The sequence below is a fragment of the Microtetraspora fusca genome, assembly GCF_001570365.1.
Lineage (GTDB): Bacteria > Actinomycetota > Actinomycetes > Streptosporangiales > Streptosporangiaceae > Microtetraspora > Microtetraspora fusca.
In genome coordinates this window covers 87,232-110,200 of record NZ_BBYK01000051.1, presented here as the reverse complement: position 1 = coordinate 110,200, position 22,969 = coordinate 87,232, and the positions used below count along the sequence as shown (strand labels likewise).

Here is a 22,969-nt window from a genome sequence, read left to right as displayed (position 1 = left end):
TCAGTCAACTGTTGACTCCCCGGATGTGCGTCGCGGCGCTCACGGGCGGTGAGGGGACCCGCTGCGCAGCGTGAAGATGTGGGCAGGATGGACGTGCGGATCGAGACGCACGTAGTTGGACTGCCGCCAGCGATACGACTCGCCCGACAGCTCGTCGTCCACGACGAACTCGGCTTGCCAGTCGAGACCGAGGGTCGGCATGTCCAGATGGACCGTGGCCTCGTGCGTGTTGTGCGGATCCAGATTGACGACGACCAGGACGACATCGCCTATTCCGTGCCGTCGTGTGGCCGTGTCATAGGCGCCGGGCAGTCGCTTTGAGAAGCAGATCAGCTCCGGCTGGTCGACGTTGTGAAACCGTAGGTTACGCAACTCCTGGAGTGCCGGGTGGGCTCTTCTCAACAAATTGAGCCGCGTGATGAGCGGTGCGAGGCTGCGCCCCTCACGCTCGGCGCCCGCCCAGTCACGAGGCTTGTACTGATATTTCTCGCTATCGAGGTATTCCTCACTGCCGGGGCGGACCGGGGTGTTCTCGGCGAGTTCGTAGCCCGCGTAGACACCCCAGGTCGGCGACATCAGCGCCGCCAGGACCGCCCTGATCTTGAACGCCGGAACGCCGCCGTTCTGCAGGTATTCATGCAGGATATCCGGCGTGTTGACGAACAGGTTGGGACGCAGGAAGTGCGCCGTCTCCTGGGACAGCTCGGTGAGGTACTCCTCGATCTCGGGCTTGGTGTTCCGCCAGGTGAAGTAGGTGTACGACTGGTGGAACCCGACCTTGGCCAGCGTCTGCATCATCGCGGGGCGGGTGAACGCCTCGGCGAGGAACAGCACGTCGGGGTCGGTGCTCGCGATGTCGGCGAGCAGCCGCTCCCAGAAGTTCACCGGTTTGGTGTGCGGGTTGTCCACCCGGAAGATCCGCACCCCGTGATCCATCCAGTGCCGGACCACCCGCTTGACCTCGGCGTAGAGCCCCTCGGGGTCCTGGTCGAAGTTCAGCGGATAGATGTCCTGGTACTTCTTCGGCGGGTTCTCCGCGTACGCGATGGATCCGTCGGCTCTGATGTTGAACCACTCCGGGTGCTCCTTCACCCAGGGGTGATCGGGGGAGCACTGCAGGGCCAGGTCGAGCGCGATCTCCATGCCCAGCTCGCGCGCCCTGGCGACGAAGTCGTCGAATTCCTCCAGGGTGCCGAGGTCGGGGTGGATCGCGTCGTGCCCGCCCTCCTCCGAGCCGATCGCCCAGGGCGACCCCGGGTCGTACGGCTCGGGCGTGAGGGTGTTGTTGCGGCCCTTGCGGTATTGGTGACCGATCGGGTGGATGGGCGGCAGGTAGACGACGTCGAACCCCATCCGGGCGACGGCCGGCAGCCGGTTCCCCGCGGTCTTGAAATTCCCGGATGCGGGGGCGGCGCCCTCCTTGACGACCGCTCCCTCCGACCGGGGGAAGAACTCGTACCACGATCCGAAAAGCGCCCTGCGCCGGTCCACGACCACCCGGTTCCTGCCGGACCTGGTGACCAGGGTCCGCAGCGGGTGCGACGCGATCAGCGCCGCCGTCTCCGGAAGCTGGACGACCGCGAACCTGGCCCGAGGGTCCAGGTTGTCGTCCCGGAGCCGCGCCGCGATCGCGAGGAACGCCGCGCGGTGGCCGCACGTCCCGCCGTCGTCCACGCCCGGGCACTCGGCCGGCCGTACGCCGCGGGCGGCCCGGTCGAACAGCCGGGCGCCCTCCTCGCACATCAGCTCGGCGTCCATGTTGCGCGGGATCTTGATGCCGGCGTCGTGCAGCCAGGTGGCGATCGGGTCGCCCCACGCCTCGACGCGGAACTGCCACATGCCCTCGTCGGGGAGCTGCACCTCCACGGCCCAGCGGTCGGTGCCCGGCGCCGGCTCGCGCATCGGCAGCAGCCGGCCGGGGTTCCCGTCGGGGTCGATCAGGACGACCCCGGCGGCCACGGCGTCGTGCCCCTCGCGGAACACGGTGGCGCTGATCTCGAAGGTTTCGCCCGCGGCCGCCTTGGCGGGCCAGCGCCCGCAGTCGACGACGGGGTGGATGTCCAGGATTGGGATTCGTCCGATCATCGTCATTCACGTTAGCGACGGCACACCCGGTGCCGCCGGAGTTCCAAGGCAAGCGTCGATCTGTGGTTCTTCAAGGTGTTCTGTGTCATTCGGTACAGCGCTATGGGAGTAGCCGGAGGCGGCCGCTCCTACAGGGGGGTGCCCCAATGGCCCCCTTTTACCCGCGGAGAGGAAAGATCGCACGCGGTGTTCGTTCCTTTACGCGCGGTCTCCGGTTTCGGTCGGGCGCGCCGTACGCTCTCCGTCGGAGATCATCGACAGACTGTCGGCTTGGTGATGTTTGAGCCCGTTTCTTAATGGTGAGAGCGCTAGGAGTGTCTGACAAACGCCGCCCCGGGGCGAACGCCGTACGGGCCGCTCAGTGGGGCGTGGTTTGCCGGACGCGACCCGGGAGTGCCGGGTGGGGCGCGGCGCGTGGCGCTGCGGATCCGCCGGGCACGACCAAGTGTGATGGCGCCCCCCGCGCCGGGAGACGCCTTCCGTGGACACGAGTGTTTTGGTCGCGCGCCGTGGCGCTGAGTAATTAGGGTCTGGCCCCGTGAGAGCAATCCGCAGGTTCACCGTCCGCACCGTCCTTCCTCCCGAGCTCGCGCCGCTGGGCGAGCTGGTCCACAATCTGCGCTGGTCATGGCACCCGGAGACGATGGATCTGTTCGCCGAGGTGGATCCGGAGGTCTGGGAGCGGGTCGATCACGACCCCGTCGCGCTGCTCGGCGCGGTCGAGGCCGACCGGCTGCGCGCCCTCGCCCAGGACCGGCGGTTCCTCCGCCGACTGGCCGATGCCTCGGACGACCTCCGCGAGTACATGACCGCCCCGCGGTGGTACCAGTCGCTGGACGGCGCGCCCGCCGCCATCGGCTACTTCTCGCCCGAGTACGGCATCGCCGCCGCGCTCCCGCAGTACTCCGGCGGCCTCGGCATCCTGGCGGGCGACCACCTGAAGGCGGCGAGCGACCTCGGCGTGCCGATCCTCGCCGTGGGGCTGCTCTACCGCCACGGCTATTTCTCGCAGTCGCTCTCACCCGAGGGCTGGCAGCTGGAGCACTACCCGTCGCTCGATCCCGGCGGCCTGCCGCTCACCCTCCTCAAGAACCGGGACGGCTCCCCGGCCAGGATCAGGCTCGGCCTGCCCGGCCCACGCACCCTGCACGCCCAGATCTGGGTGGCCCAGGTCGGGCGGGTGCCGCTGCTCCTGCTCGACTCCGACGTCGCCGACAACGACGCCGCGGCCAGGGACGTGACCGACCGCCTCTACGGCGGCGGCGGCGACCACCGCCTGGTGCAGGAGCTGCTCCTCGGCATCGGAGGCGTCCGCGCTCTGCGGGCGTACTGCCGCATCACCGGGCATCCGGAGCCCGAGGTCTTCCACACCAACGAGGGGCACGCGGGCTTCCTCGGCCTCGAACGCATCCGCGAGCTCACCGAGGCACGGCTCTCCTTCGAGGAGGCGCTCGAGGCGGTGCGCGCGGGCACCGTGTTCACCACGCACACACCGGTCCCGGCGGGGATCGACCGGTTCCCGATGGAGATGATCGCCCGGCAGTTCGGCGGGGCCAACGCCTGGCCGACGGTGAACGTCGAGCGCATCCTGGAGCTCGGCGCCGAGCCGGACGCGGTGGACGGCGAGAAGGCCGTCTTCAACATGGCGGTCATGGGCATGCGGCTGGCCCAGCGCGTCAACGGCGTGTCGCTGCTGCACGGCAGGGTGAGCCGGGAGATGTTCCACGGCCTGTGGCCCGGGTTCGACATCGACGAGATCCCGATCGGCTCGATCACCAACGGTGTGCACGCCCCGACGTGGGTCGGCCGCGAGGTCATGGAGCTGGCCGACCGGGAGCTGCCGGGGGTGGTCGAGACGGGCCAGGGCTGGGACGCGGTCCAGAAGCTCTCCGACCACGAGATCTGGGACATCCGCGGGCGGCTGCGGGCCCGGCTCGTACGGGAGGCGCGCACGCGCATCAGGCGCTCCTGGCGCGAGCGCGGCGCGTCGGACGCCGAGCTGGGCTGGACCGACGAGGCGCTCGACCCGGACGCGCTGACGATGGGCTTCGCCCGGCGCGTGCCGTCCTACAAGCGCCTCACGCTCATGCTGCGCGACCCCGACCGGCTGCGCGCGCTGCTGCTGGACCCCGAAAAGCCCGTACAGATCGTGATCGCGGGCAAGGCCCACCCGGCCGACGAGGGGGGCAAGAAGCTCATCCAGCAGATCGTGAAGTTCGCCGACGAGGAGGACGTGCGGCACCGCATCGTCTTCCTGCCGGACTACGACATGGCGCTGGCCCAGTTCATGGTCACCGGCTGCGACGTCTGGATGAACAACCCGCTGCGCCCCCTGGAGGCGTGCGGCACCTCGGGCATGAAGGCCGCGCTCAACGGGGGTCTCAACCTGTCCATCCGGGACGGCTGGTGGGAGGAGTGGTACGACGGCAACAACGGCTGGGCCATACCGACCGCCGACGGCGTCGCCGACCCCGAGCGCAGGGACGAGCTGGAGGCGGCCGCGCTGTACGACCTGATCGAGCGCGAGGTCGCGGACAGGTTTTACGACCGGGCCGCGGACGGGCTGCCGCGGCGCTGGATGGAGATGGTCAAGCACACGCTGACCTCGCTCGGGCCGAAGGTCCTGGCCGGGCGGATGCTGCGCGACTACGTCGTCGATCTCTACAGCCCGGCCGCCGCCTCAGCGCGGACCCTGTCCGAGGAGGGCTACCGGGACGCCAAGGCGTTCGCGGCCTGGAAGCTGCGGGTCACCCGCGCCTGGCCGGGCGTCCGGGTCGAGCACGTCGAGGCGTCCGGCATCGGCGACACCCCGGAACTCGGCGCGACGCTCGAACTGCGCGCCACGGTCGCGCTGGGCGAGCTGGCGCCGGACGACGTGGCGGTCCAGGCGGCGTACGGCCGGGTCGGGGCGCACGACGAGCTGATCGACCCCGCGTACATCACGCTGGCGCTGGAGTCGGTGGGCGACGACGGCCGGGCGCACTGCACAGGCACGCTGCCGCTGGACCGGACGGGCGCCTTCGGCTACACGGTGCGGGTCGTGCCGCGTCACCCGCTCATGGCCTCGCCGGCCGAGCTCGGCCTGATCAGCGTGCCGGAGGAGCCCGTGGGCATGACCAACGGCACCCTCCGCTGATCTCCCCCTGACCGGTACGGCCGGCATCCGGGCCGCTCTCCGTGGGCTCCGCACCCCCAGGAGGCAAACTGGATGAATCGGACGAACCGGTCCTGGGGGGATCATGAACGGTTGGACGTTCGAGGGGCAGCCGTCCGCGCTGGGGGGCGCGACGGTGACGCTGGTCGAGGGCAGCTCGTTCTGCGTGTCCGACCGCAACGGCGACATCGTGCCGGGGGGCGCCCAGGGCGTCTACCACGCCGACACCCGGCTGCTCTGCCGGTGGGAGCTTCGGGTGGACGAGGCTCCGATCGAGCCGTTGCAGGTGTTGCCGGCCGAGCCGTACCACGCGGTGTTCCTCGGCCGGACCCGGCCACGCCCCGGTCGCGCGGAGAGCAGCCTGCTGGTCCTGCGCGACCGGTACGTCGGCGGCGGGCTGCGCGAGGACATCACGCTGCGCAACCTCTCCGACGAGGCGGCCGGGTGCCTGGTCGAGCTGCACGTCGGTTCGGACGTGGCCGATCTGTTCGAGGTCAAGACCGATCGGGTCCGCCACGTCCCCGACATCGACGTCACGACCAGCCCGGACGGCGTGCGGATCTACTCCATGAGCCGGGGCAGGGGGGTGGCGGTCCTCTCCGCGGGCGTGCTGGCCGTACCCGGCCTGCTGACCTTCCGGGTCGTCGTGCCCGCGCGGGGCGAGTGGCTCGCCGCGGTCCACGTGAACCCGATCATCGAGGAGGAGGAGTCACAGGCCTGGTTCGCCACCCTCGAACGGGCGGAGCCGGCCGTACGGCGGGCCGACTGGGAGCGGCAGGTCCCGGAGGTCGTGACGTCGGACGCCTTCCTCACCCAGGCGGTGCGCGCCGCGCGGGAGGACCTCGGGTCGCTCCGGCTGTTCGAGGCCGAATATCCGGAGGATCCGCCGTCGATCGCGGCGGGCGCCCCCTGGTTCATGACCCTGTTCGGCCGTGACTCGCTGCTGGCCTCGTGGTTCGCGCTGACGCTGGACCGGTCGCTCGCGCTCGGCACGTTGCGCCGGCTGGCCCGCCTGCAGGGCAGGCGGGTGAACCCGCTGACGGAGGAGGAGCCGGGCAAGATCCTGCACGAGCTGCGGTTCGGCGTGGCCACCCCCACCTCGCCGCTCGGCGGGAACGCCTACTACGGCTCGGTCGACTCGACCCCGCTGTTCGTGATGCTCCTCGGCGAGCTGCGCCGCTGGGGGCTGCACCGGCAGGAGGTCGAGGAGCTGCTGCCGCCCGCCGACGCCGCGCTCGCCTGGATCGAGGACTACGGCGGTGAGGGCGGTGAGGACGAGTTCCTCTGGTACTGCCGCAAGACCGACCAGGGCCTGATCCACCAGGGGTGGAAGGACTCCTTCGACGGGGTCAACTTCGCCGACGGCACGCTGGCCCGGCCGCCCATCGCGCTCGCCGAGGTGCAGGGGTACGTGTACTCCGCCTACATCGCGCGCGGCCACTTCGCCCACGAGGCGGGCGACACCGAGACGGAACGGCGGTGCAAGGAGCGCGCCCAGCGCATCCGCGCGGCGTTCAACGAGCGGTTCTGGCTGCCCGACCGCGGCTACTACGCGATCGGGCTCGACCGCAGCGGCGTGCCCATCGACAGCCTCGCCTCCAACATGGGCCACTGCCTGTGGACCGGCATCGTCGAGCCGGAGCGGGCCCGGCTCGTGGCCGACCACCTGATGTCGGACGTGATGTTCAGCGGGTTCGGCGTCAGGACGCTCTCCACCGACATGGCCGCGTACAACCCGATGAGCTATCACAACGGCTCCGTCTGGCCCCACGACAACGCCATCGTGGCGGGCGGGCTGATGCGCTACGGCTTCGTGGCGGAATCCCAGCGGGTCATCACGGCCGTCCTCGACGCGGCCAAGGCGTTCGGTGGCCGGTTGCCCGAGCTCTACTGCGGGTTCGACCGCCGGGACTTCCCCGTGCCGGTGCCGTACCCGACGTCGTGCTCGCCGCAGGCGTGGGCCGCGGCGACGCCCATCCACATGTTGCGGACCCTGCTGCGGTTCGACCCGTGGGTGCCGTACCGGAAGCTGTGGATCAACCCGGTGCTGCCGGAGGGGTTCGGGGCGCTCGGCGTCACCGGCCTGCGCATCGCGGGGACGCGGGTCGACATCGAGGTCGACGAGGACGGCGCCGCCCGGGTCACCGGCCTCCCGGAGGACATCGTGATCATGCGCGAGGCGCGCTCCCCGATCAGCACGATGGTCGCGAACGTCCGATAGCGAACGGAGGCGGGAGATGGAAGCGGGCAATCTACGGCGGAAGGGACACGGACCCGCCCCCCTCCGGATCGCCATGATCGCGCCGCCCTGGTACGAGGTCCCGCCGCGCGGTTACGGGGGCATCGAGTCGATGGTCGCCGACCTGGTCGCCGGGCTCGTACGGCGCGGCCACCAGGTGACCCTGATCGGCGCGGGGCGGGGAGTGGACCTGCGCACGTACGAGCAACCGCCGTCGCAGCGGATCGGGGACCCGATGCCGGAGGTGCTGCACGCGGCCAAGGTGGAGCGGATGCTCGAAGACCTCGTGGTCGACGTGGTCCACGACCACTCGCTGGCCGGCCCGCTCGGCGCGGGGAGCCGGGCCGCGCCGACCGTGGTCACCTGTCACGGCGTGGTCACCGGCGAGATGGGCGACTACTACCGGGCGCTCGGCGCGGACGTGGCGCTGGTCGCGATCTCCTCGGCGCAGCGCGCCCGCGGCGCGCACATCGACTGGGTGGGCCGGGTGCACAACGCGGTGGACGTCGCGACCTTCCCGTTCCGGGATCTCAAGGAGGACTGGATTCTCTGGCTCGGCCGGTTCAGCCCGGACAAGGGGGCGCATCTCGCGATCGAGGTCGCCCGCGCCGTGGGCCGCCGCATCATCCTGGCGGGCAAGCGCTCGGAGGAGATCGAGCACTCCTACTTCGAGGCGTACGTCAAGCCGCGGCTCGGCCAGGGGGTGCAGTACGTCGGTGAGGCGGACGCCGAGTTGAAGCGCGAGCTGCTGTCCAAGGCCCGCTGCCTGCTCTTCCCCCTCCAGTGGGAGGAGCCGTTCGGCATGACGATGATCGAGGCGATGGCCTGCGGCACGCCGGTCGTGGCGCTCGGCCGGGGGTCGGTCCCGGAGATCGTGGCGGACGGGGTGACCGGGTTCGTCCGGGGCAGGGTGGCCGAGCTGCCCACGGCGGTCGAGGCGGTGGAGAGCCTGGACCCGGCGGTCTGCCGCGCCCACGTCGCCCGCCACTTCGACGTCCCCGTCATGGTCAGGGCGTACGAGCACGTCTATCACCGGGTCGTCCGGGGTCGCCGGACCGGATCACCCCACGATCTTCCGCTGGCACGGTCGTAGGGTGGTCACGCCACGGGAACGAGTGGCGATGCGTGTCGGCTAACCGAAGGGACGACGGTGTCATGGGCGAGTTCGTCAGCGTTGAGATCATCGACCAGATCGCGACCATCCGGCTCGACCGGCCCAAGATGAACGCCCTGAACCGGCAGGTCCAGGAGGAGATCGCCGAGTGCGCGCGGCTCGTTGACGCCGATCCGATGGTCGCCGCGGTGATCATCTATGGCGGCGAGCGGGTGTTCGCGGCCGGCGCCGACATCAAGGAGATGGCCGTCATGTCGTACGCCGACATGGCGCGGCACTCCAGTGCGCTGCAGTCCTGCTTCACCGCCGTCGCCGAGATCGGCAAGCCCGTCATCGCGGCGATCACCGGGTACGCCCTCGGAGGCGGCTGCGAGCTGGCCCTCTGCGCCGACTTCCGGGTGGCGGGGGAGAGCGCCAAGCTGGGCCAGCCGGAGATCACGCTGGGCATCATCCCCGGCGCGGGCGGCACCCAGCGGCTGCCCCGGCTCGTCGGCCCGGCCAAGGCCAAGGACCTGATCTACACCGGCAGGCACGTGGACGCGGCCGAGGCGCTGGCGATCGGCCTGGTGGATCGTGTGGTCCCGGACGACGAGGTCTACACCGCCGCGCTGGAGTTGGCCGCGACCTTCGTGGGCGGCCCCGCCGTGGCGATCCGCGCCGCGAAGCAGGCCATCGACCACGGCCTGGAGACCGACCTCGACACCGGCCTGGAGATCGAGCGAATCCAGTTCTCCGGCCTGTTCGCCACCGAGGACGCCAAGGAGGGCATGGGCGCGTTCGCGGAGAAGCGCCGCCCGAAGTTCACCGGCCGCTGATCAGAAGGCCGGGACCGCACCCGTTCGCCCGGTAGGGAGGAGCGGGTGCGGAGCCTTGCGCAAATAGCGAGATAAGTCGGTGCCGGCGGGCAAATAAATAGACTCCGAAAATTGCGAGACTTTGCCGCTATGGTGTCGGTTTATGCGGTTCGTCATACGCGCACTGATCCCTGCCCGGCTCCGACGGGCGGTGCGCTCCCGGATAGACGCCCGGTACGTCACCAAGACAGAGCATCGCAAGGACGTCAAGGACGCTTTGTGGGAGGTCCAGCTGCTGCGCAAGGAGGTCGCGGCGCTGCGCGGAGAGGTCGACCGGATGAGGCAGGCGATCATCACCCCGCCCAAGGCCCCCGCGCCCGACCCCAAGGGCACCGACGCGCACCGGCTGGCGACCGAGACCGCCGACGCCCTCGACCGCCTGCTGCAGAACGAGATGCTCGTGTGGCAGGCGATCGACGCGCTCCGGGCTGAGCTGCGGACCGAGTCGCGGGCCCGGGAGACCGTGGCCGCGGACGCGGAGTAGCGGTGCGCGTCACCTGGACGGCCGAGGAGCAGGCGCGGGACGGCATCGGCGAGCGCGTCTGGCGGCTCACCTTCCTGCTCGATCCCGAGGACGCCACCACCGGCGTCTGCACCGACGGCCAGCGGATGGAGCTGCGCACCAACTCCTGCCACGTACGGCTCCCGCCCGCCGGCCCCGCCGCGCCGTACGCGCGCCGCGGCGAGCCGTACGTGCACCCGGACCTGCTCGCGGTGGCGGCCTGGACGGTGGCGGCGCCGTGGACGCGGCGGCGGGTGACCTTCGACCGGCCGATCTCCCCGGAGCTCGCCGAGGCCATCCTCGACGGCTGGGGCATCGAGGCCGGGCCGGTCGGCGAACGGCCGAGGACGGGGAGCCGGCTGGCGATCTCCTACAGCGGCGGCGCGGACTCCGTCGCGGTGGCCGCGATCCTGCCCGACGCCCCGCTGGTCCACTTCCGGCGCATCAGCCACCCCCGTGTCCCGAACCGGTGGACGCACTACCGCGCCGACGTGCTCGCCCGGCTCGCCGCGCGGACAGAGCGCGAGCTGAGTGTCGTACGATCCGACCTGGAGTTCCTGCTCGCCTACCCCCGGCCGGGCTATCCCGAGCATCACGCGGTCGCGGCGGGCGCGCTCCTTCTCGCCGACGAGCTGGACCTGGGCGGCATCGCCATGGGCTACGAGCTGGGGTCCCGCTGGCTGGGCGGCGACAGGTACCTGCACAGGTACACCCCCGACAATCCGATGTGGGCGCCGGAAGGGATGTGGGGCCGGGTGTTCGCGGCTGCCGGGCTGCCGGTCGTGCTGCCGGTCGGCGGCGTCAGCGAGGCCGTGACCATGCGCGTCGCGCTCGAATCCGAGCTGCGCGACCTGGTGCGCTGGTGCCTGCGCGGCTCCGGCGACGGGCCCTGCGGCACCTGCGGCAAGTGCCTGTACAAGGAGCTGATCCAGGCCGCCGTCGAGCGTCGTCCGCTCGCGACCACGCTCACCGCGAAGAGCGCGGTCGCCCGGAAGTGGCAGGAGCCGCCGCCGTACGGCGGGCAGGAGATGATCGAGTACGGCTGCGCGCGGGTGCCCGGGATCGAGAGCACGCCGTTCGCCCGCGCCGCCGAGCTCCTGGGCGCGACGGAGGAGTCCACCCGCTGGCTGGACCACTGCTACCCGCCCGCGATCGAGGAGATCCCGGAGCCCTGGCGCGAGCGGGTCGCCGCGTACATGGAAGGCGTGGGACTGATGACCCCGGACGAGTGCGCCCGGGTGGAGAACTGGGGGATCGGGTGAAGATCTATCTCTCCGTCGACATGGAGGGCGTGACCGGGCTGACGGACCCGGAGGAGATGCACGCCGGCGGCCGTGGGTACGAGCGCGGCTGCGAGCTGATGACCGGCGACGCCAACGCCGTCGTCGCGGGCGCCTTCGACGCCGGAGCCGAGTCCGTGCTGATCAACGACGCCCACGGCTCGACCAAGAACCTGCGGATCGACCTGATCGACCTGAGGGCGACGCTCATCCGGGGGCCGGGCAAGCCGCACCGGATGGGGCAGGGCCTCACTCCCGACTTCGCCGCCGCCTGCTTCGCCGGGTACCACGCGCGGGCGGGCGTCCAGCACGGCGTGCTCAACCACACCTGGATGGGCAAGGAGATCCAGAACGTCTACCTGAACGGCGAGATCTGCGGGGAGACCCGGCTGGTCGCGGGGTTCGCCGGGTCGATGGGCGTGCCCGTCGCGCTGATCACCGGCGACGAGGCGGTGTGTGAGGAGGCGCGTGAGCTGCTCGGCGACGTCGAGACCGTGGCCGTCAAGAAGGGCGTGGACCGCTTCTCCGCCGAGCTGCTGCCGCCCAGCGTCGCCCAGGCCCGCATCAGGGAGGCGGCGACGCGGGCGATCGGCAGGCTGGCCGACTTCCGGCCGTACGTCGTGGCTCCGCCGTACACGCTGGGGGTCGAATGGAACTCGACCGCGATCGCCGCGGGCTGCGGGCTGGTGCCCGGCACCCGGCAGGTCGGCCCCCGGCACACCGAGTTCAGCACGGACGACTATCGCGAGATCATGGCGCTCTTCGGCATCTTCGCCATGATCGCCGGGTCGGTCGCGTGCGGCAGCGGCATCTACGGCTGAGGCGATGGTGTGACGACGGCGGACAGCGGCGTGCCGGACGGCGGTTCACCGGGCGGACCGGGCGGCGGTTCACCGGGCGGACCGGGCGGCGGCTTACCCGGCGGGCCGGGTAAAGGCTCACCGGACGGCTCACCGGCCGGCTTACCGGTCGGTGGGGGGAGGGGCCGCACGCTCACCCGGCGCGGGCTCCTCGTCGGCCTCGGCGCGGCCGGCGGCGCGGGCGCGATGTACGCCGCGATGGGCGCGCTCGGCCTCGCCCCCGACCGGCAGACCAGGGACTACACCCCGCCCCGGAAGTCCGACTTCTCCTTGAGCGGCCGGGCCGGGGCCACGGTCGTGATCCTCGGCGCGGGCGTCGCCGGGCTCGCCTGCGCGTACGAGCTGGGCAAGGCGGGCTACGACTGCACGATCCTGGAAGCGCGTGACCGGGTCGGCGGGCGCAACCTCACGCTCCGGCGCGGCGACCGGCTTCCCGAGATCTCCGGGGCGACCCAGGAGGCGACCTTCGGCGAGGACGTCTACTTCAACGCGGGCCCCGGACGCATCGCCCAGTGGATGATCACCCTCGACTACTGCCGGGCGCTGGGCGTCCCGATCGAGGTGTTCGTCAACGAGAACCCCAGCGCCTACGTCTACACGAGCGGGATGAAGGCCGCGATGCGGGCGCGCACCGCCCGCGCGGACACCTACGGCTACATCAGCGAACTGCTGGCCAAGGCGACCAACGACGGCGCGCTCGACCGGCGGCTGACCGCGCAGGACAAGGAGCTGCTGCTCGATTTCCTTTCCGCCTTCGGCGACATCGGCGACCGGTACGCGTACACGGGGGGCGAGCGCAGGGGCGAGCCCGCGGGGGCGCCGCCGTCCCTGAGCGAGGTGCTCGGCTACCGGATCGGGCGGCCGGTGAGCTTCGGGCTCGCCTACGACCAGGCCATGCCGATGTTCCAGCCCGTGGGGGGCATGGACGCGATCGTCACCGGGCTCGTCAAAGCGGTCGGCGCGGACCGGATCCGCACCTCGGCCCCGGTCACCCGGGTCACCAACCGTCCCGACGGCGTGGAGGTCGCGTACAAGGGCGGGTCGATCCGGGCCGACTACTGCGTCGCCGCGCTGCCGCCGCACATCCTCGCGCGGATCCCCGGCAACCTCGACCGCCGCAGCGTGGACGCGCTGTCCACGCCGAAGCCGGTGTCCACGGGAAAGATCGGGCTGGAGTACCGGACGCGCTGGTGGGAGGACGACGACCACATCTACGGCGGCGTGACCGAGACCGACCTTGACATTCAGCACATCTGGTACCCGTCGTACGGCTTCCACGGCCGGAGCGGCCTGGTCGTCGGCTACTACAACACCGGCGCGAACGCCGAGGCGTACGGGCGGCTCACCCACGCGGAGCGGCGGCGGCGCGCGCTCGCCGGGGGCGCGGAGATCCACGGGGAGAAGTACGGCCGGGGGCTCCTCTCCAGTGTCTCCATCGCCTGGCAGCGGCAGCCGTACATCGAGGGTGGCTGGGTCGCCTGGCCGTCGTACGAGGGTGGGTTCGCGCACCTGCAGAAACCCGACGGCCGGGTCTACTTCGCCGGGGACTGGCTCACCCAACTCATCGCATGGCAGGCCGGTTCGTTCGAGTCGGCCCGTAATGTGGTCACCCAACTGCACGACCGTGTGTTGAAGGAGTCGTAGATGCTCGACTGGGTGCCCGCCACCGACCGCGTCGACCTGCTCGCCGCCCCCGTGGCGAATGCGGTGCCGCAGACCGGCGTGGAACTGAACGTCGCCGAGATCGATCCCGAGCTCTCCGACACCGCCGAGTTCTGCGAGCGGTACGGCGTGGCCCTGGAAGACTCGGCGAACTGCGTCATCGTCGCGGGCAAGCGCGGCGGCGAGGTCCGGTACGCCGCCGTCATGATCCTCGCCGACGACCGGGCGGACGTGAACGGCGTGGTGCGCCGCCACCTCGACGTGCGCAAGGTCTCCTTCGCCCCCCAGGCGGAGGCGGTCGCGCTGACCGGCATGGAGTACGGCGGCATCACCCCGATCGGCCTCCCCGCGGACTGGCCGGTGCTCGTGGACGAGAAGGTGACCCGGCGGGACTTCATCGTGATCGGCAGCGGCGTGCGGCGCTCCAAGCTGGCGCTGTCGGGCAAGGCGCTGGTCGAGGCGACCGGCGCGGAGGTGCTCCCCCTCGCCCTGTGACCGTTCCCGTTCGCATTTTGCGTCAGGATGGGAAACCGGGAGCCGTCGCCATACGTTGTCACGAGCAGGAATGTGGCGCGTTGGTTCAGTCATGGGCGGTGCTTTAGTCGGTATGGTGCTTACGCCATGATTCAGGACGACCGACTGGGCCCCTACCGGCTGCTGCGGCGGCTCGGTGAAGGCGGCATGGGCGTGGTCCATCTCGCCTTGGACCCGCACGGGAGGCAGGTGGCCGTCAAGGTCCTGCGCCCGGAGGTCACCCAGGACGACCTCGCGCGCAGGAGGCTCTCGCGCGAGGTCGAGACCATGCGGCGGGTGCGCAGCCCGCACATCGCGGAGGTCCTCGACGCCGACGTGACCGGCCGCCGGCCGTACATCGTGACCCGCTACGTGCCGGGCCGCCCGCTCGACGAGGTCGTCAAGCAGGACGGCCCGCTTCCCGTGGACGCCCTGCTGCTGGTGGGAGCCGGCGTGGCCGAGGCGCTCGCCGCCGTCCACGCGGCCGGGGTGATCCACCGCGATCTCAAGCCGGGCAACGTCCTCATGCTCGACGGGCGTCCGGTCCTGATCGACTTCGGCATCGCCCAGGGCGTCGACGCGACGCGGCTCACCCAGACCGGGATGTTCATCGGCACGCCCGGCTACCTCGCGCCCGAGATCATCGAGGGACACGAGGCCGGGCCCAAGGTGGACGTGCACGCCTGGGGCGGCACGCTGCTCTACGCCGCCACCGGCCTGCCGCCCTTCGGCAAGGGCACGCTGGAGATGATCTTCTACAACATCACCTCCGGCAAGGCCAACGTGAGCGCGGCCCCCGCGCTGGTCCAGCCGGTGCTGCGCGCGGCGCTCCAGCGCGACCCGGCCAGGCGTCCGACCGCGGCCGAGCTGAGCCGGCAGGTCACCCAGCTCATGCAGCGCGCCGGCAGGGTGCGCGTGCCCGACGAGATCACCACCGTGCCGAACGTCGACGAGACGACCGGCCGTCCGGTGCCCGTCGCGGGCGCCGCCGGGCCGCCCGCGGAGACCCAGCTCGAGAACCCCGTTGTGACGCGGCCCGCGCCGCCCGCGAACCCGATGGCGACGCAGGCCGCGCCGCCCGCGAATCCCGGGCAGCCGGTGCCCGCCCAACCGCCCGCGGAGGAGTTCGTCTCGCTGCTCGACCAGGGCGCGTCGCCCGGCGGGGCCGGCGACCCGTTCCCGACCGTGCGGGTGACCGGCGACGACCTGCGCCGGGCCGGCCTGTCCGGCACGGGAGCGACGAGCGCGACCGGCGCGGACGACGCGCCCACGCGGTACGCGCCGCCGACGGGCGCGGCCGCTTCGGCACCCACGACGGGCCCGCGCGCCTCGTCGCCCACGCCCGCCGTGACCCCGCCGTCGGTCACCACGCCGCCGTCCGCGACGCCGCACGCCGTGCCTCCGTCCACGACTCCGCCTCCCGTGGCGGCGAACCCGGCGAGCCCGGCGGCGCCGCCGTCCGGGACGCCCTGGGCGCCCGCGACCGGCGAGACCGACGTGCCCACCCGCCGCGTACGGCCCGAGGAACTGCGCGGCGCGTACGGCCCGCACGCGCTCTTCGAGCAGGCGCCCGAGATCTACGAGCAGACGCCGCAGGTCGGCCAGCCGCATCCCGCGCCCTTCCAGCCGACCATGCGCGTGCCGCCGCCTCCGGTGGCCGCCTCCGGCTCCGCGCCCGCCACGCCGCTCCAGCGCTCCAAGGCGTACGGCGTGGCCGCCGCGATGCTGCTCCTCCTGGTGGTCGCCCTCACGGTGATCGCGCCCCTGCTCGTCATGGTGATCGCGCTGCCGATAACGATCTTGCTGCGCGCCGCCGACATCGCGCAGCCCGAGTTGAACGCGCGCAGGGCGCCGGCGGCCGCCGCGACGGACGTGGTGCGCGTGCTCGGCCGGCCCGACGCGCTGATCAAGTCGGTCGGCATCACGATCGCGCTGGTGCCGTACGCGCTGATCCTCGGTCTTCCGGTGACGCTGCTGCTCACCGTGCTGGTCACCAAGATGTCCACGCTCGACGCGCTGAGCTGGGGGATCGCGGTGGCGTTGTGGACGGTCTGCGCGGGGCCGGGAGTGGAGGGTCCGAGCAGGCAGATGCGGCGCACGATCGCGTCGCTGCTGCCGACGAGAAGCTCGGCGGCGGCGCTGGCCTGGGGGGCCGGAGCGGTCGCCGCGGTGGTGACGGCGATTGCGCTCACCGGGCTGATGGGTAAACAGACAGGGGGACACTTCATGGGTCCCGTCAACGTGCCCTCGGTGGTGCAGGACCTGAACCAGTTGCGTAACAAAGCAGGGAATCAGTGACGGGGGACGGACATGTCGGCGACTGAGGCTCCGGAGCGGATCGGCCCTTACCGGCTGCTTCGCCAGCTCGGCGAGGGCGGCATGGGGGTGGTCCACCTCGGCCTGGACGAGGAGGGGCGCGAGGTCGCCGTCAAGGTGCTGCACCAGCATGTCGCCTCCGACCTCAAGGCACGCGACCGGCTCACCCGCGAGGTCGAGACCATGCGGCGGGTGCGCAGCCCGCGCGTGGCCGAGGTCCTCGACGCGGACCTGATCAGCGACACGCCCTACATCGTGACGCGGTACGCCCCCGGGCGCACGCTGGAGCAGGCCGTCCTCGAAGACGGCCCGCTGCCGGACGACGGCGTCATCCGGCTGGCCCGCGGTCTGTGCGAGGCCCTGGTCGCCATCCACGCCGCCGACGTCATCCACCGGGACCTCAAGCCGGCGAACGTGATGCTCGTGGACGGCGAGCCGTTGGTGATCGACTTCGGCATCGCCCACCTGGTGAACGCCACCCGGTTGACCCAGACGGGCATGTTCGTCGGCACGCCCGGCTACCTCGCGCCCGAGATCATCAGAGACACCGAGATCACCCAGGCGGCCGACGTCCACGCGCTGGCCGCCACCGTTTTCTTCGCTGTGTCCGGAAAGCCGCCGTTCGGGTCGGGCACGTTCGAGTCGGTCTGTTACAACATCCTCGAAGGCAAGGCGCAGATCGATCTCGCGCCGCCGTGGCTGCACGATTGGCTGCGGAAGGCGCTGGCCACCGACGCCGGCACCCGTCCCACCGCCGCGTCGCTCCTGCGGCTGTCCCGGGCCCTCGACCCGTCCGTCACGGTCCTGCGCGAGGTCGCCCGCGACGGCGGCACCAAGATCCTTGACGCGTCCGCGCTGAACGGGAACACGCCGGTGGACGGCACCCGGGTGCTGGACGACGCCGCCGCCCCGGCCGCGCAGGGCAGGCCGTCCGGGGTACGGGACGACGACAGCTACTCCGACCTGCTGCCCCCGGTGAACTACGTCGAGCCGGAGCGGCCGCGCAGGGAGCCGCGCCAGCCGAGGCAGGCGCCGGCCGCCATCGTCCCGCCGCCGCTCACCGGGTACCCGCCGGGGCAGGCGCCGCCGTACCAGCCGGGGTCGCCCTACCCGCCGCCGTTCCCGGACCAGAGGGTCGCGGGCTATCCGCCGCCTCCCGTCACGGGCGCCGGGCCGCAGGTCCTCCCGCCCCCGCAGGCCGCGCCGCCCGCCACCCAGACCGCGCCTCCCGTCCCGACCGGCCCGTCCGCGCAGGCCCGGCCGTACGCGCCCGAGCAGGAGCGGCCGCGCTACCGCACCGGGCACCCCATCCTGGCCGGGCTGCTGCTCACCGTCCTGGTGGCGCTGGCGTGCGTCCTGCCGGTGACCGTGAGCCTGTTCGCGATCGTGGCCGCGCTCTGCCTCCGGGTGGCGCACTATCTGCTCGGCGACCTCGCCGCGCGCCGGTCGGTACGCGGCAGCAGCGGGGCCGACCCGATCCTCGCTGTGCTGGGCACGCCGTGGGCGCTGATCAAGTCGGCCTTCGCGACACTCGTGCAGGTGCCGCTCGCCGCGATGTTCGGCATGTGCGTGTGGGGTGTTCTGGTCTACATGGGCAAGATGGGCACGGACCCGGCCGCGGCCTTCGCGGCCGGCGCCTTCGTGGCCGGACTGTTCCTGCTCCCGGGCGGAGGCGCGCCGCGCAAGGCGGTCGCCCGCACGCTGACCGGGGCGATCCGCAGCCCCGGCGCGGGCATGGTGGTCGCGCTCGTCGTCGGCACGGTGGCGTTCTTCGCGGTCATGACGGCGCTCTCCGCCGACCCGTCCTGGGCCCCGTGGCGCCCGCCGTCCGTGGCCATCGACGACGTCGTCCGCAGCCTGAAGGCGAAGGGCCAGGACACCGTCGTCAACTTGATCGGCGGACTGATCGGGGACATCACGAAAAGGATCAGTGGGGCAGTTCTTCCTTTCTAGACCTAACCAGTCCTTAGAGAGTCCTTTGGGACCGGCCGGGCACCATGGAATGGGAGGGGCGAAGGGAGCGGGATGGGGTCGCCGAACGGTGGTCAGCTCGGGCCGTATCGCCTGCTATCCCAGCTCGGGGCGGGCGGCTTCGGCGAGGTCCACCTGGCGCTCGACACCGAGGGAAGGACCGTCGCCGTCAAGGTCCTCCACCCGCACGTCGCGGCCGACTCGCTCGCCCTCACCCGGCTGGCCCGCGAGGTCGAGACCATGCGCCGGGTGCGCGGGCCGCACATCGCCGAGGTCCTCGACGCCTCCCTGAGCGGGCAGTATCCGTACATCGTGACGCGGTACGTCCAGGGCCGCCCGCTGAGCTCGGTGCTCGCCTCGCACGGGCCGATCCAGGGCGAGGACCTGCTGCGGCTCGCGCGCGGTCTCGCCGAGGCGCTGGAGTCGATCCACCGGGCCGGCGTGGTCCACCGCGATCTCAAGCCGGCCAACGTGATCCTCGCCGACCACGAGCCCTTCGTGATCGATTTCGGCATCGCCTGCGCACAGGACGCGGCGTCGGTGACCGCGTCCGGTGCCGTGGTCGGCACCCCCGGCTATCTGTCCCCCGAGGTGCTGGAAGGCGCGGAGGCGGGGCCGGAGGCCGATGTGTTCGCCTGGGCCGCGACGCTCGCCTTCGCCGCCTCGGGGCGGCAGCCGTACGGGAGCGGACCGCCGGCGGCCGTCGCGTACCGCGTGGTGCACCACGAGCCGGACCTGTCGGGGGTGCCGGACTGGCTCGCCCCCCTGCTGCGGGAGTGCCTTCAGGACGACCCGGGATGTCGGCCGGTCGCCGCCGAGCTGGTGGCGCGGCTCGACTCGATCGCCCCCTCCGTCGCCGCCGCCGCCGCGCCGCCCGTCCCGTCCCCCCCGGTGCCGCTGCCGGCCGCCCCCGTACGGCACGACAGGGGACCGGACAGGCGCGACGGGAGGCCGCCGCACAGGCATCACGAAGGCCACGTCAGGGACAGGGACGCGGTGCCGACCGCGATCACCGGCGAGGCGACCCGGGAGTGGAAGCCCCGGCGGGTGCACAACCGGCTCAGGTCGGTGGAGGAGGCGCGCGCCCGCCACCGGGAGCGGCTCCGCAGGCGCTGGGTGATCGGCGCCGGCGTCTTCGCCGGGCTGGTCGCCGCCGCGTCGAGCCAGTACCTCCCCGAGGTCTCCCTGCTGATCCTCGTCCTGTACGGCCTGGGCGTGCTGATCGACGCCGGGTTCGGGCTGCTGGCGAAGTCGCGGACGAGGGTGCTCGTCGATCTCGCCGGCGGGGCGGGCGTGGTCGCGCTGTGGGCGGTGCTGAGCAGCGTTTTCAGCCCGCTCACCCTGCTACTCGCGGTGGGCGGCGTCCTCTTCCTCCTCACGATCATCGCGCTCGCAAGCTGAGTTGGGACGCGAGGGGCGCCGCGGTGTCTGGACTGAGAAGCGAGCGGGGAGCGAGGGACGAGCGACTCCGGGCGACGAGGGAAGACATCGCCTCAAGGGCACCCCGAGCCCGCCGAGCGAAGCTCGGCAAATAAGCACAGCGCACCCCGCCAAAGGCCGTGGAACAAAGTTCGGTATGGTGGGAGAGCGGGTCGCTTGGTGACGAAGAGCACACCGGGCGGAGCCGTACATCCTGGAGGTTTGCAGCGAAACTACCCGTGGGTAACATGTGGGAGCATCGGGCGATCCGCTCGCGCCCGAAGCACCCGATGTAATCCAGCTCACGGGCACCTGGCAGTCTGAGCGGGGCGCGCATACCCCATGCGCGGCCAGCGTAGAGCCGTACGGAAACGGGAGGTCGGCCACCGGCCATGAACATCGTCGTCTGCGTGAAGCAGGTCCCCGACACTGCGACCGAGCGCAAGTTGCGGTCCGATGACAAGACGCTCGACCGGGACGCCGTCGACGGCGTCGTGAACGAGCTCGACGAGTACGCGGTCGAGGAGGCGCTGCGGCTCAAGGAGGCTCACGGTGGTGAGGTGACCGTCCTCACCATGGGGCCCGCCAAGGCCACCGAGACCATCCGCAAGGCGCTCGCGATGGGGGCCGACAAGGCCGTCCACCTGAGCGACGACGCGCTGCACGGCTCGGACGCCCTGTCCACCTCGTACGCCATGGCCCAGGCGCTGAAGAAGATCGGGTTCGACCTGGTCATCCTCGGCTCGGAGTCCACCGACGCCCGCACCGGCGTGCTGGCGGCGATGCTCGCCGAGCGGCTGGGCGCCCCGCAGCTCACGCTGGCGCGCAAGGTCGAGGTCAACGGCTCGGCCATCGCCATCGAGCGGATCACCGACTACGGCTACGACAAGGTCGAGGCCACGCTCCCCGCCGTCGTCTCGGTCGTGGAGAAGATCAACGAGCCGCGGTACCCGTCCTTCAAGGGCATCATGGCCGCCAAGAAGAAGCCGGTCGAGACACTCGGCATCGCGGACGCCTCCGTCGACGCCTCGGCCGTCGGCCTGGCCGCCGCCTACAGCGAGGTGGCCGAGTTCGCCGCCGCCCCGCCGCGTGCCGCGGGCACGGTTGTCAAGGATGAGGGCGACGGCGGGGTCAAGGCCGCCGACTTCCTCGCGTCGAAGAAGTTCATCTGAGGGGCCCCGAGATGAGTGAGATCCTGGTTCTCGTCGAGCACGTCGACGGAGAGATCAAGAAGGTCACCCTCGAGCTGCTGACCCTGGCCCGCACGCTGGGCGAGCCGTCGGCGGTGTGGGCCGGCCCCGGCTACGGTGACGCCGCCAAGGCCAAGCTGGCCGAGTACGGTGCGGACAAGATCTACGTCGCGGACAGCGACGAGGTCGTGAACTACGTGGTCGCCCCCAAGGCCGAGCTGCTGGCCCGGTTGGTGGCGGACAAGTCGCCCGCCGCCGTCCTCGTGGCCTCCACCGTCGAGGGCAAGGAGGTCGCCGGCCGCCTCGCCGTCAAGACGGACTCCGGTGTGATCACCGACGCGGTCGGCCTCGGCGAGGGCTTCGTCGCCGACCAGTCGATCTTCGGCGGTGGCGTCAACGTCCGCAGCCGCGTGACCAAGGGCACCCCGATCGTGGCGGTCCGTCCCAACTCCACCGCTCCCGTCGCCGCCGCCGGCGCGGGCGCCGAGGAGAAGGTCGAGGTCGCCCCGTCCGAGGCCGCCCGCGCCGCGAAGATCGTGGAGCGGGTGAAGGAGGAGAAGGGCGCGCGTCCGGAGCTCACCGAGGCCGCGATCGTGGTCTCCGGCGGCCGTGGCGTCGGCTCCGCCGAGAACTTCGCCATCATCGAGAAGCTGGCCGACTCCCTCGGCGCGGCCGTCGGCGCCTCGCGTGCCGCCACCGACGCCAAGTGGTACCCGCACCAGTTCCAGGTCGGCCAGACCGGCAAGACGGTGTCGCCGCAGCTTTACATCGCGGCCGGCATCTCCGGCGCCATCCAGCACCGGGCCGGCATGCAGACCTCGAAGACGATCATCGTGGTCAACAAGGACCCCGAGGCCCCGATCTTCGAGATCGCCGACTTCGGTGTGGTGGGCGACCTCTTCCAGGTCGTGCCGCAGCTCACCGAAGAGATCGAGAAGCGCAAGTAAGCTCCACGAGATCTACGGGCTCGACGGAACGGCGCCGCACGCATCGCGTGCGGCGCCGTCGCCGTATCGGCTCCCATTCCGCGATCCGCTGCCGCACATTGGGGTCCCAGCAGGGGGCGAACGCGCGGGGCCTCAGTGGACGGAGCGCGGGGCGGCTCCCAAAGCGCCCGCGACGACGCCCGCCACGGCCGCGCCGCTGAGGAGGGCCGGGCCGTGCAGGTCCGCCAGTACGGCGAGCACGAGCCCCGTCGCCACCACGATCGCCGGGAACACCGGAATCGGCAGCCGGTCCCGATGGACGACCAGTTGCACCCCCGCCGCGCCGATGACCGACGTGGCGACGATCACGGTGACGGAGCCGCTGAAGAGCCCGCCGACCAGAAGCAGGGCGTAGAAGGCCGCCACGGATCCGGCGAGCCGGTCCGCCCGCCCGAGCGCGACGGCCACGGCCAGCCCGCCGGCCAGGCCGCACACTCCGATGGAGTTGCCCGCGTCCACCAGGCCGAGCCACGTGCCCGCGGCCTGCCCCGCGGCCGCGCCCGCCAGATAGCAGGCGATCCAGCGGGCGGGCCCGAGGGCGCGTTCGGCGATGGCGCCGAGCACCAGGAGCGAGACGAGGTTGAAGGCGGCGCCGACCGGGCCGCCGCCCTGGACCAGGAGCGAGGTCCCGAGCCGCCACCACTCGCCGTCCGCGATGCGGGCGGGATCGCGGCGCAGCGCGATCTCCAGCGAGGGGAGGGCGAACTGCAGCAGGCTCGGGACCGCGGTGACGGCGAACACTGCCGCCGTCGCGGCGGGGAGCTTCTTCACGCCCGAAAGCATGTCAAAGCCCTCGCGAACCCGGCAGATGGAGATGTGGTCAT

16 protein-coding genes are annotated in these 22,969 nt (G+C 71.8%); 14 read left to right on the top strand and 2 right to left on the bottom strand.

The window, feature by feature from the left end; translation table 11 throughout:
* Nucleotides 1–39: 39 nt before the first annotated feature.
* Nucleotides 40–2,085 (bottom strand): alpha-1,4-glucan--maltose-1-phosphate maltosyltransferase, encoded by a 2,046-nt coding sequence (locus AWQ68_RS21395; protein WP_066942900.1) that lies wholly within the window; start codon nucleotides 2,083–2,085, stop codon nucleotides 40–42.
* A gap of 538 nt (nucleotides 2,086–2,623) precedes the next feature.
* On the opposite strand from AWQ68_RS21395, the gene glgP reads away from it, so the two are divergent.
* The 14 genes from glgP to AWQ68_RS21325 all read left to right on the top strand — a co-directional run bounded on the left by glgP (nucleotide 2,624) and on the right by AWQ68_RS21325 (nucleotide 22,106).
* On the top strand, nucleotides 2,624–5,221 hold the full coding sequence (gene glgP, locus AWQ68_RS21390) for an alpha-glucan family phosphorylase (RefSeq protein ID WP_066942898.1): 2,598 nt from the start codon (nucleotides 2,624–2,626) through the stop codon (nucleotides 5,219–5,221).
* A 103-nt stretch (nucleotides 5,222–5,324) separates the two neighbouring features.
* Nucleotides 5,325–7,460, top strand: coding sequence for an amylo-alpha-1,6-glucosidase (locus AWQ68_RS21385; RefSeq protein ID WP_066942896.1), 2,136 nt, complete (start codon nucleotides 5,325–5,327; stop codon nucleotides 7,458–7,460).
* 16 nt (nucleotides 7,461–7,476) lie between these two features.
* A complete protein-coding gene (locus AWQ68_RS21380; protein ID WP_066942894.1) occupies nucleotides 7,477–8,571 on the top strand; it encodes a glycosyltransferase family 4 protein in 1,095 nt (364 codons plus the stop codon).
* A gap of 62 nt (nucleotides 8,572–8,633) precedes the next feature.
* The gene (locus tag AWQ68_RS21375) at nucleotides 8,634–9,407 is read left to right on the top strand and encodes an enoyl-CoA hydratase/isomerase family protein (protein WP_066942892.1); all 774 of its coding nucleotides are present in this window, start codon (nucleotides 8,634–8,636) and stop codon (nucleotides 9,405–9,407) included.
* Between the two features lie 142 nt (nucleotides 9,408–9,549).
* Entirely contained in the window at nucleotides 9,550–9,930 is a 381-nt protein-coding gene (locus AWQ68_RS21370; protein ID WP_066942890.1) for a hypothetical protein, read from the top strand.
* A gap of 2 nt (nucleotides 9,931–9,932) precedes the next feature.
* Nucleotides 9,933–11,210: a DUF6395 domain-containing protein gene (locus AWQ68_RS21365; RefSeq protein ID WP_066942888.1), complete on the top strand. Its 1,278-nt coding sequence runs from the start codon at nucleotides 9,933–9,935 to the stop codon at nucleotides 11,208–11,210.
* A complete protein-coding gene (locus AWQ68_RS21360) occupies nucleotides 11,207–12,049 on the top strand; it encodes a M55 family metallopeptidase (RefSeq protein WP_066942886.1) in 843 nt (280 codons plus the stop codon). Before AWQ68_RS21365 ends, AWQ68_RS21360 begins: the two co-directional genes overlap by 4 nt.
* A gap of 9 nt (nucleotides 12,050–12,058) precedes the next feature.
* The gene (locus AWQ68_RS21355) at nucleotides 12,059–13,732 is read left to right on the top strand and encodes a flavin monoamine oxidase family protein (RefSeq protein WP_245656019.1); all 1,674 of its coding nucleotides are present in this window, start codon (nucleotides 12,059–12,061) and stop codon (nucleotides 13,730–13,732) included.
* Complete coding sequence (locus tag AWQ68_RS21350; protein WP_066942883.1) at nucleotides 13,733–14,245, top strand: YbaK/EbsC family protein; 513 nt, start codon at nucleotides 13,733–13,735, stop codon at nucleotides 14,243–14,245.
* A gap of 126 nt (nucleotides 14,246–14,371) precedes the next feature.
* A complete protein-coding gene (locus AWQ68_RS44295; protein ID WP_066942881.1) occupies nucleotides 14,372–16,561 on the top strand; it encodes a serine/threonine-protein kinase in 2,190 nt (729 codons plus the stop codon).
* 12 nt (nucleotides 16,562–16,573) lie between these two features.
* Nucleotides 16,574–18,532 (top strand): serine/threonine-protein kinase, encoded by a 1,959-nt coding sequence (locus AWQ68_RS21340; protein WP_066942879.1) that lies wholly within the window; start codon nucleotides 16,574–16,576, stop codon nucleotides 18,530–18,532.
* Between the two features lie 72 nt (nucleotides 18,533–18,604).
* Complete coding sequence (locus AWQ68_RS21335; protein ID WP_066942877.1) at nucleotides 18,605–19,951, top strand: serine/threonine-protein kinase; 1,347 nt, start codon at nucleotides 18,605–18,607, stop codon at nucleotides 19,949–19,951.
* Between the two features lie 410 nt (nucleotides 19,952–20,361).
* Nucleotides 20,362–21,141, top strand: coding sequence for an electron transfer flavoprotein subunit beta/FixA family protein (locus AWQ68_RS21330; protein WP_066942875.1), 780 nt, complete (start codon nucleotides 20,362–20,364; stop codon nucleotides 21,139–21,141).
* An 11-nt stretch (nucleotides 21,142–21,152) separates the two neighbouring features.
* On the top strand, nucleotides 21,153–22,106 hold the full coding sequence (locus AWQ68_RS21325; protein WP_066942873.1) for an electron transfer flavoprotein subunit alpha/FixB family protein: 954 nt from the start codon (nucleotides 21,153–21,155) through the stop codon (nucleotides 22,104–22,106).
* Between the two features lie 132 nt (nucleotides 22,107–22,238).
* Here AWQ68_RS21325 and AWQ68_RS21320 read toward each other — a convergent pair whose 3' ends face one another.
* Nucleotides 22,239–22,916, bottom strand: a complete 678-nt coding sequence (locus AWQ68_RS21320) for a rhomboid family intramembrane serine protease (protein ID WP_169808961.1) — start codon at nucleotides 22,914–22,916, stop codon at nucleotides 22,239–22,241.
* Nucleotides 22,917–22,969 lie beyond the last annotated feature (53 nt).